8 protein-coding genes are annotated in these 9,357 nt (G+C 57.1%); 1 reads left to right on the forward strand and 7 read right to left on the reverse strand.

Going from position 1 to position 9,357, the window contains the following annotated elements:
• On the forward strand, positions 1-984 hold a 984-nt coding region (locus FBQ85_21010), incomplete at its 5' end, for a hypothetical protein (protein ID MDL1877619.1).
• 246 nt (positions 985-1,230) lie between these two features.
• Here the strand turns inward: FBQ85_21010 and chrA are convergent.
• From chrA to FBQ85_21045, 7 genes are all read right to left on the reverse strand, one after another.
• Entirely contained in the window at positions 1,231-2,415 is a 1,185-nt protein-coding gene (chrA, locus tag FBQ85_21015; protein ID MDL1877620.1) for a chromate efflux transporter, read from the reverse strand.
• Between the two features lie 115 nt (positions 2,416-2,530).
• Complete coding sequence (locus FBQ85_21020; protein MDL1877621.1) at positions 2,531-4,174, reverse strand: sigma-54-dependent Fis family transcriptional regulator; 1,644 nt, start codon at positions 4,172-4,174, stop codon at positions 2,531-2,533.
• Positions 4,175-5,192: 1,018 nt separating this feature from the next.
• Entirely contained in the window at positions 5,193-6,401 is a 1,209-nt protein-coding gene (locus FBQ85_21025) for an NlpC/P60 family protein (GenBank protein ID MDL1877622.1), read from the reverse strand.
• A 4-nt stretch (positions 6,402-6,405) separates the two neighbouring features.
• Complete coding sequence (locus FBQ85_21030) at positions 6,406-6,954, reverse strand: hypothetical protein (GenBank protein MDL1877623.1); 549 nt, start codon at positions 6,952-6,954, stop codon at positions 6,406-6,408.
• A 55-nt stretch (positions 6,955-7,009) separates the two neighbouring features.
• The gene (locus FBQ85_21035) at positions 7,010-7,957 is read right to left on the reverse strand and encodes a hypothetical protein (protein MDL1877624.1); all 948 of its coding nucleotides are present in this window, start codon (positions 7,955-7,957) and stop codon (positions 7,010-7,012) included.
• A 1-nt stretch (position 7,958) separates the two neighbouring features.
• Positions 7,959-9,218: a DUF3570 domain-containing protein gene (locus FBQ85_21040; GenBank protein ID MDL1877625.1), complete on the reverse strand. Its 1,260-nt coding sequence runs from the start codon at positions 9,216-9,218 to the stop codon at positions 7,959-7,961.
• Entirely contained in the window at positions 9,205-9,357 is a 153-nt protein-coding gene (locus FBQ85_21045; protein MDL1877626.1) for a DUF4266 domain-containing protein, read from the reverse strand. Before FBQ85_21045 ends, FBQ85_21040 begins: the two co-directional genes overlap by 14 nt.

Below are 9,357 nucleotides of genomic sequence, written 5' to 3' on the forward strand. Positions count from 1 at the left end.
ATTCAGGTCTATTCCGCGCGCCTGAGCGAGGAGGGCAATGAAGTGACGTTGAGCACTTCGCTGCACTGGTATGAATATGATTTTACCATCACGATCAGAGGCCTGGTTGATGTTTCGGCCAATGCCAATGCCATGCCGCGCGCCGTCGTGCTTTCCTATCCCGCCAACGCGCCGGGACAGGGAACTCACAATGGTTTGACGATCAGCGCGTGGTCGCGCAAGGAATATCAGATTGACACATTGCAACTCGGCAAAAGATTGTATATCGATCGCTTACACTCACTCCTCAGCGCGCCCAAAAAATTCGAAGGCATGCTCATGTTTCGCACGGCCTATCGTGATCGCCGCGATAAATCCGACACCTTTTTCGAATTTAACCTGAATCACGAGGCTGATGTCTATGTTGCCTATGACAATCGCGGCGAGCCGGCGCCGAATTGGCTGACCAACAATTTTACGCGCGTGAACAAAATGCTTTTGATCGAGGGCACCACTGATCAAATGCAAATTTGGAAAGCGCGCTATTATCCCGGGCGTGTGCAGCTTGGCGGAAACATGGCAGCCGGCGCCCGGCAGGATGTGCCGTTGACGATGTACTTCGTCTTCGTCGATGATTTGCGCAGCGATCGGCCTGGCGCGAACGGCATTCCCAAGCTGTTCTCACTTTATCAAAATTATCCCAATCCCTTCAGCCTTAACTCCGGACACCAGCAGACGGAAATCAGTTACTTGTTGCGGCAGGAGAGCCATGTCGTATTGATGGTTTACAATATGCTGGGCCAGGCGGTGCGCACCCTGCAGGATGGCGTCCTGGCGCCCGGTACGCATCGGCATGTTTGGAACGGCTTGAATAACGATCAAGAAGTGCTGCCAAGTGGAAAATATCTTTATGTGCTGGAGATTCGCGAGCAGGTAAGCAACGGCACATTTACGGTTACCACGGCGCTCGAACGCCAAACCAAGGTGATGACTCTGTTGAAATAAGGGCAATCGCGAATGAACGCGAATAGATGCGAAGGAGATCTTGCGGTTTAAAAATGTTTGCCGAAATACAAAAGGGGTTCAACATAAAGCGACTGCGTTTGAAAAGCTAAACGCCTACACCGATTTTCAGAAAAGTCGAAAATCGCAGCTTGTCGAGCAACTTTGTGGACCTCGCCCACAAAAGCTAAACTCCCAAAAAAAGCAAAAGCTTTTTTTGATACCACACCCTTTAGCCGGCGCTGCCGCTCACAGCGGGGTGTGAGAAAGCAGCCAGCCCAGGCAGGCGCTGCCCAGGATAATCCATGCGGCGTTGAGATGCCACACCACCAGAACGATAATCGCCAGGCCAAAGATGAACCAGCCTGCTACACTCGTCAAACTGGCGAATCCCAGGGAGAAACATACCGCCAGCATCAAGCCGAGTGCAGCGGCGTTGACGCCATCTAAAAAATTTCGCGCCATGGGAGAGTTTCGCAATTTTGGAATGAGCGGACTGCTCAGCATCACAAAAATAAAGGAAGGGAGAAAAACGCCGATGGTTGCGACGGCCGCTCCTGGAAAACCGAGCAAGACGTATCCGATAAAGGTAGCGGTCGAAAGGATGGGACCAGGTGTGAATTGTCCGATGGCAATGGCATCGAGAAGTTGCTGCTGTGTGAGCCAATGGTAACTCTCCACTAGGCCGCCCTGCAAGAAAGCAACGAGAACATAGCCGCTGCCATAAAGAATCGCGCCGATCTTGAGGAAGAAGAGACCTAAGCTGGTCAGGCTCGCGTTCGCTTCGTTTCCCAATGGCGAAAAGAACATCCCGAAAACCGGAAGTACGTTGGCATTGAAAACTGATAATGCTTTTTGCCAAATTCGTTTACGATGCTCCCAAACGATGCTCAAAATTCCCGCGCCGAAAAGCAAAGCAATTTCATCAAGCCGAAAAAGACTGAGAATTGTTACGGCCAGGCCGATGATGACGAGAAAGCGCTTTTTGAACATTGAGCGGCTGAGGCGGAACACGGCGGCGAGGATAACCGCGATAATGGCGGCGCGGATTCCGAACATGAATGCAGCAAGCTGCGGCACGGCGCCGAAATGAACGTAGAGATAAGCCAAGAGAAGTGTGATCACAACCGCCGGAAATATGAAACAGCTTCCGGCAACGGCCAGCCCGCGCCAGCCGGCTTTCACATAGCCAACGTGAATCGCCATCTCGGTAGAGTTGGGGCCGGGAATGAGGTTGGTCGCGCCGAGCAAATCCAAAAACTGTTCATGTGTCAGCCACTTTTTGCGTTTGACGGTTTCTTCTTCCATCATGGCAATCACTGCAGCCGGGCCGCCGAAGCCGATCGTACCCAGACGCAGGAAAACCAGGGCCAGCGCACGCAGCGGAACATGGTCATTTTTCAGCGAATTGCTATCGGATAAGAGATCAGTCATGTTTGTGCAAGTGCGGCGATCGTCCAAAACACCTGTTAGTCTCTTTAAAATTGAATCGTAGCGGAAAGAGCATAGGTTTTTCCAGCGGATTGAAGAACCCAACTGATCATGTTTCTTACGTCCGTTGGGTTTTTCTATCCGTTGGAATTATCTCTTTGGTTCCGGCTCGTTCGGGTTGGGCTGTGCGGCGAATATGTGTGTTTACCTGTTGCAAAAAGACATGATATTTTTGCGGCAAGCCTTTGGATAGTTTTTCCATTGAAGAGGCGCGCAGGTTTTTCAAATATTCGTCGATTTTAGCGCGAACGCGCGCAATCGTCTGTGCATCCTCGCTGGCAGCGATGGCGGCCGCGGCTTGCGTCACATCAAACCCGGATTGCACCAAATGTTCGAAGCAGAGGCCGCGGAAATATTCGGTGATGGTGCCGCGGTCGCGATTGCCCAACGCTTTAGCGGTTTGACTAATGGCGGAGCGTGAGAAGCGGAAAGTCCGCAGCATCTCAAGAATCTGTGACTCCAGCGGTTTGTATATCAAAGCCGGCGCAGCCGCGGCGTTTTGCGCAAACAAGTCCTGCGGCAGATCACTCGCTTGTATCAAGTTGCGCCCGGCGCTTTGCGCCAGGATGGCGGCGCGCCGCACAAGATTTTCCAATTCACGCACGTTGCCGGGCCAGGCATAGGCCTGCAAAGCCGTCATGGCCGCCTCTGAAAAACCTCTCACCTTCTCGTAGCCGTGCTTGCTTAAAAAATGCGCAGCGAGCAGCGGAATATCTTCTTGGCGTTCGCGCAATGGCGGCAAGATGATGGGAAAACCATTCAGGCGATAAAACAAATCCGCGCGAAAATTGCCCTTCTCGACTTCTGCCGGCAAATTTTTGTTGCAGGCCGCAATGATGCGAACATTGGTATGCAGGGTATGTTCGCTGCCGAGCCGCTCGAAGGTTCCATCTTGTAAAACCCGCAGCAGCTTGGCTTGCAGCGCCGGCGAGGTTTCAGTAATTTCGTCGAGAAAAATCGTGCCGCCGTCCGCCAATTCAAAACGGCCGCGCCGCCGCGACTGCGCGCCGGTGAAGCTGCCTTTTTCATGCCCGAACAATTCACTTTCCAGCAATGTTTCCGGCAACGCGCTGCAATTCACCGCGACAAAGGCTGCATGCCGGCGTGCGCCGGAACGATGAATGGCGGCCGCAACCAATTCCTTGCCGCTGCCGGTTTCACCCATCAGCAATACCGGAATGTTTTCCGGCGCAACTTGCGCAACGAGTTCCAGCACGTGTTTCATTTTACTGCCTGCGGCGTGAATGATGTCGGTGGCATGCGCGGCAAGCGCCGGCTGCTCGCTGCTGCCATAGCTTTGCAAATCACACAGTTGCTTTTCAAGCTCTAAAATCAAGGCTTTTCTTGCTTCGGCAAGTTGCAGCGTTTGCCCGGAAGCGGCGGCCTCGTGCCGCAGTTGTTCTTGCAATTCATGCAAACGGGCCTGCGCTTCGGCAAGCTGGTTTTCTTTGGTGGTGATTTGTTCCTGCAAAAGCGTGCGCAGCGCGGCGCCGTGTGTGCGCTCTTCATGCCGGCGTCTCACCAAAACCCAGGCGAGCGCCGTCACATATGCCAATGTGGGCAGTAACACCGGCACGACGAGATTGGCGGTGCGGAACAAAATTGCGGCGCGAACGCCATAAACCGCCAAAACGGCGGCGCTGAGTGCGAGCAGCGTACTGACGTGCTTGACCCGCCCGATCCAGAATGCTGCGATCACCATCACCGCGAGGAATACGAATTGCAAGAGCAGCGGCGTGCTGCGCAAGAAATTTCGCGTGATAAGATTCTCGGCAACCGTCGCATGAAGCAAGGCCGCGGGCAGAGCCTCGGCTAAGGGCGTGGCTTTCAACACCGGCGTACCCGGCGCGGTGACGGCGACAATCACGATTTTGCCGGTGAAATCAAGTGAATCCGGCGAGGCATTGAAGGCCTGCAAAAGTTGCACAAAGCTGAAGGCCGCAACGTCATGAATGCCGCCGAAATGATTGAGGCGCAAACGGCCGGTTTCATCAATCGGAAAAACATGCCGCTCGCCCGCCGCATCAATCATGGCGATTTCTTTGGCGGAATATTGGACGGAAGATTTTTCACCGTTGAGATAGAGCCGCGCCAATTCGAAGCCGAAGGAATAGTAGAGGCTGTCATTGTGCCGGAGAACCAGCGGCGCTTTGCGAACGATTGCGTTAGCGCCAAAGTTGCTGAATCCCATGCCTACGGCGCTGGCTTGCAATTCTTTGGTGGGAACAAGCGGATCGAGTCCCCTCATGATTTTTTGTGGAGCTTTCGAATCAGAGCGAGGGGCGTTTGTTAATTCCGCGAACGCCAGGGGCAAACAAACATTGCCGGCGGTTTTAAAAAAATCCGCAAGGATGGCGTCGAATTCGGGGTAGTGGCGATCGGCGCGATCGAAAAGAATATCGAAACCGACGACTTGGGCGTGCGCGCGACTTAGCCCGTGCATCAAATAGCCATAATAATCGCGCGTGATGGGCCAGCCGCCCAGCGCTTGAATATCTTCCGCGCCAAGATAAACCAAAACGATTTTATCAGAGAGCGGCCGCTCACCGCGCAGGCGAAACTGCAAATCGAGCAAAGTGTCTTCAGCGCTGTCGCGCCAAGCCCAAGGCAAAGCAGCCAGGAGGCAAAAAAACAGAATGAGGGCGGCAACACCAAAGTTTGCCGGCGTTGCGAGAGCATGAAAAGTGCGAAGTTTCATGGTTATGAAGAGATGAAACAGCTCAATCGCTTCCCGAGGACGCTGGCGAAGGCTTCAAGGCCGTCATGCGCTTGGCAAATTGAAACGTTTGCCGGCGATAATCGACATAGTCCGCGTCATTTTGATCAAGGCTGTTCATTTGCACAAAATCCGAAGCATGAATGAAGCGCGCGCCGCCGAGCGAAATGGCAACGTGCGTGATTTTGCCCTCTTGTTCGCCGAAGAATAACAAATCCGCAGGTTCGAGATTCTCAAAATTCCTGCCGGCCTCGATGGCCTCGCCCTGACGCGCTTGCTGGCTGGCATCGCGCAGCAAGGCCACTCCGTGCAAGCGGAACACAAGCTGCGTGAAGCCCGAGCAATCGAAACCGTTCACGGAAGCGCCGCCCCAAAGATAAGGAACGCCGAGAAATTTTTTTGCCGTCGTCACAACGTCCTCGGCGGTTCCGGGCGCAGCCGGGAAGACTTTGTCCCGCTCGGTAACAGCGTCGAATTCAATAAAGCCCTCCCGGCGATCAGGCAAACGCACTTTGACCCATTTCGTCCTGGCATCTCCGGATTTTTGTTCAACCACCTCGAGCCGCCGCATGGTGCAGCCCAACACCACGGCAGTAACCGGAAGCGCAGCCGCGTTGGCTTCCTCGCGCACCAGGCCATCCAAACGATTATACGCCACCAGGTCTGAGGCCAGCCATTCATCAATGCCGTTCAGACTCGCCATTCTGAACGAGCCTTCCGGCAGCCAGCCGAGATAACCATCTTCTGTTTGGAGGTAGTACCAGTTGCCTTCTTTTTTGAGCAATGATACCATGCTTCCCATCAAGAGTTGATGCGCCAATTCCGCGGCATGCGCCGGCTTGCTGCGCAGATTGGCCACGGCGGGGCGCACTAGGCCAAATCGCCGGTTTCCAAGCGTTGCGTCCGGCAGCAGGCGAATTTCTTCTTCAACTTTGAAATTGGGCGCCGCTTTTTTGACAGCGCCGACCAGCTCGGCAATCGCGGTGGAATCTGAAAGCTCACCTTGCAGTTTGAGATTGGCGCCAAGCATAACGACTTCAATATCGAAGACGCAGAGGCGGCGGTCCGGACAATGCTGTTGCTGCACGGCTTTGACGGCGTCGGTGACGGCCGGCGGCAAATCTTTTTCGAGACGCTTGCAGCCGGCCATGTATACCAACGCGATGAGCATCGCGTACCAAAAAGCCGGCGATCGTTTTGCACGTGGCGGCATATGGTTACTCCTTCTCTAATTCTGTGACAAGCTCGGCGATAACAGCGCGATCAGCTACGTGCGGCTCGAGTTCGAGATAACGCTTAAAATGGTCGCGGGCGCGTGGCCATTGCTCCAAATAGGTTTTTGTCTCTACCGGGCAATCTTCTTCCTCGAACCTTCGGATGCCATGAGCCGCAGCTTCGATGAAAGATGCTGCGGCTTCTTCGCGGCGGCCAAGCTGAAATTGCAAAACGCCGCGATTGAAATACGGCACGAAGCAATCTTCCACCAATGGAATCAACTTCCCGTAAAGCTCGCGCAGTTTCAGTTCCTGAACCTTTCCCGGCATGTCGGGTGAAAGCCGTTCCAAGGCTTCTGCGTGGGTATAGGTTTCAGGCTCGCTGCCCTCTTTTGCCACGCGGATATGATCCATGAGCTTGGCGGCATCCAGCCCTCGTCGGGCCATTTCCATTCGAATTGCGGAGAGCGCAGACGGCGAATAATCATTTTCCTTGATGGTTGTTGCGCGCAGCAGCTCGACATCCGTCAGGTGAGTATAATCGACCGCCATTGACGACACTCTTCATCTTTTGTTGGAAATGGCCACTTCGGGCATATAGCGTTTTTTATTTATTCCAGAACGGCCGCCATTTTGCCTCTGCCGGCGGCGGCGTCAGCAGGCTCACGATGATCAAGGTCAAAATCGATGCAATCGCCGCCGGGATGATAATGTAATCCGTTTCCATCGGCAACAGGTGAATACCAAAAAGCCGGACGGAGGCGGTTGTCCCTTCCATCGCGATATTGGCTATTGTAATCAGGAGTGTGACGATCATGCCCGCGCCCACAGAAGCGGCGCCCGCCACCGGCGTCGCGCGGCGCCACAAAAAGGCGGCGAGCAGCGCCGGCGTCACGCCCGCGCCGACAAACGTGTACGCCGTGAATGCCATGTCGAGGATACTCTTGAAAAAACTGGCGAGGACGTAAGCCGACAAACCGAGCACAACGATTAAAATGCGCTGCAGGCGGACGATTTGCCGGTCGCTGGCCGAAGGATTGATGAAACGCTGATAGAGATCGCGCGCGATGCTGGTGGAAGGCGTCATCAAAAACGTATTGGCCGTGGAAAGAATGACGGCCACGCCCGCGGCGATCAATAATGCGCCCGCCAATGGCGGCAGATCGAACCGCGCAAGGTGCAAAATGATGGTTTCGGTCACGGCTTTGTTCAACGCGCCGCCCTCGCTGAAAGGCGCGAGATTGAAGTATTTCGAGCTGCCGATCACAGCCAGAGTGCAGAGCATGGTTTCCAGAAAAATGACGCCGACGATCATGCCAATCACGGCTTTGCGCGCCGCATTTTCATCCTTTGCGGAAAAGAATTTTTGATACATGCTGCCTTCGCCCATCAACAAAAAAAACGTGGGAAAAAACACGCCCGCGGCCCACACCCAATCGTTCGAGCCGAACGTGGTAAAGTGATCTGCCGGCAAATTCTGCACAACCTGCCCCCAGCCGCCCATGAGCCGGAAGCGGGTCGTGTAGAGGGCGGGCCCTTCCGCCTCCTCCCCCACGTCAGTACTTGAACGTGAACCCGAGCGTGACGGTGAAGACCTTCATGTCGGCCGCCGAGACGGCCGCCGTCCCCTCCTCGCCCGCCTCGCCGGTGCCGCTCAGCGTGATCCGGTCGCGGCCCTTCTGGTACTGGTACGTCCCGCCGAGGCGGATCCCGAACCGGTCGTCGATCTCCCGGCCGACGGTGAGCCCCCCGAGCGCGTTCCAGAGGGAGGAGAGGCGGTAGTCGGAGGACATGTACGGCTGCTCCACGGGGAACCGCGCGCCGTAGAACGACGCGGCCGACTGCGTGTAGAGCCGCACCTCGGGCGTGACGACCCACTTCCCGAAGAGGCGCTGGTCGTACGCCGCCTCCAGCGTGTGGGCCGAGACCTGCCAGTCGTCCCGGTAGTACCGGTACGTCAGCTTGAGCGCCGAGCGCGAGCCGAACGAGTGCCCGTACCGGGCGACGAGCGCCAGGCGCGACCGGCTGTCGGGGCGGCGGTCCGGGAGCGTCTGGGTCGAGCCGTCGGGGCCCACGGGGACGACCTTGTACGGGTCGTCGAGGTATCCCGAGAGGCTCGTCCACGAGCCGGAGACGTCGAGGAGGTCGCGCTCGCCGAGCACCCAGGTCCAGCCCAGGGCGTAGCCGGCGGACCTCTTCGAGAGGGAGAGGTCGTTCGTGACGGGCTCGACGAGGTCGCTCGAGTAGGAGAAGCCGGCGTGGAGCGTCCCCCGGCCTCCCAGGAGGGTCCAGGAGTCCGATAGGCCGAAGCTCCGGGCCTCGTAGTCGTTCTCCTTGCCGTAAGAGAGGTCGACCGACGGCAGGTGCGCCCCGAGCTTCTTGCTCCAGGCCAGCGACGCGAACGTCCGCTTGTCCGAGTACTCCGCCGTCGGGAAGCTCCCGCTGGCCACGACGTTCCCCGATGCCGACGTGGTGACGTCGAGCGACGGGAAGGCGCCCGTGGGCGAGGCGCCCGAGATGCTGTCGTAGGCGAGGAGGAGGTCGAGGTTGCCGAGCGTGGGCCCGAGCTCCTGGTGGATCCCGAGCCACGGGTTCATCACCTGCGTCCGGCCGTCGCTCTCCTTGTAGAAGAGGAAGCGGGCGTCGATCGAGGACTGGCCCTGGGCCTTCCGGGCCGCCAGCGCGCCGAGCCCCGCGGCCAGGACCGGGAGCTTCCCGAGGGCGCCAGCCCCCCGGCGGCGGGGCTTCCGGCGCGAGGAGCGGCGCGGAGAGGGAGCGGCGGGCGGGCTCCCCGACGGGCGCTCAGTTGCAGCCACAGCCGCCTCCCGAGGCGCCGCCGTCTCCGGCCGCGGCCTCCTTGCTGGCGTGGACGTGCTCCTTGATGACTCGCGTCAGGCGGTCCCCGGCCAGCTCCATCATCGGGTCCGCGAGATACCCGCGGCTCCAGGCCTTCAC

The sequence above is a fragment of the Cytophagia bacterium CHB2 genome, assembly GCA_030263535.1.
Classification (GTDB): domain Bacteria; phylum Zhuqueibacterota; class Zhuqueibacteria; order Zhuqueibacterales; family Zhuqueibacteraceae; genus Coneutiohabitans.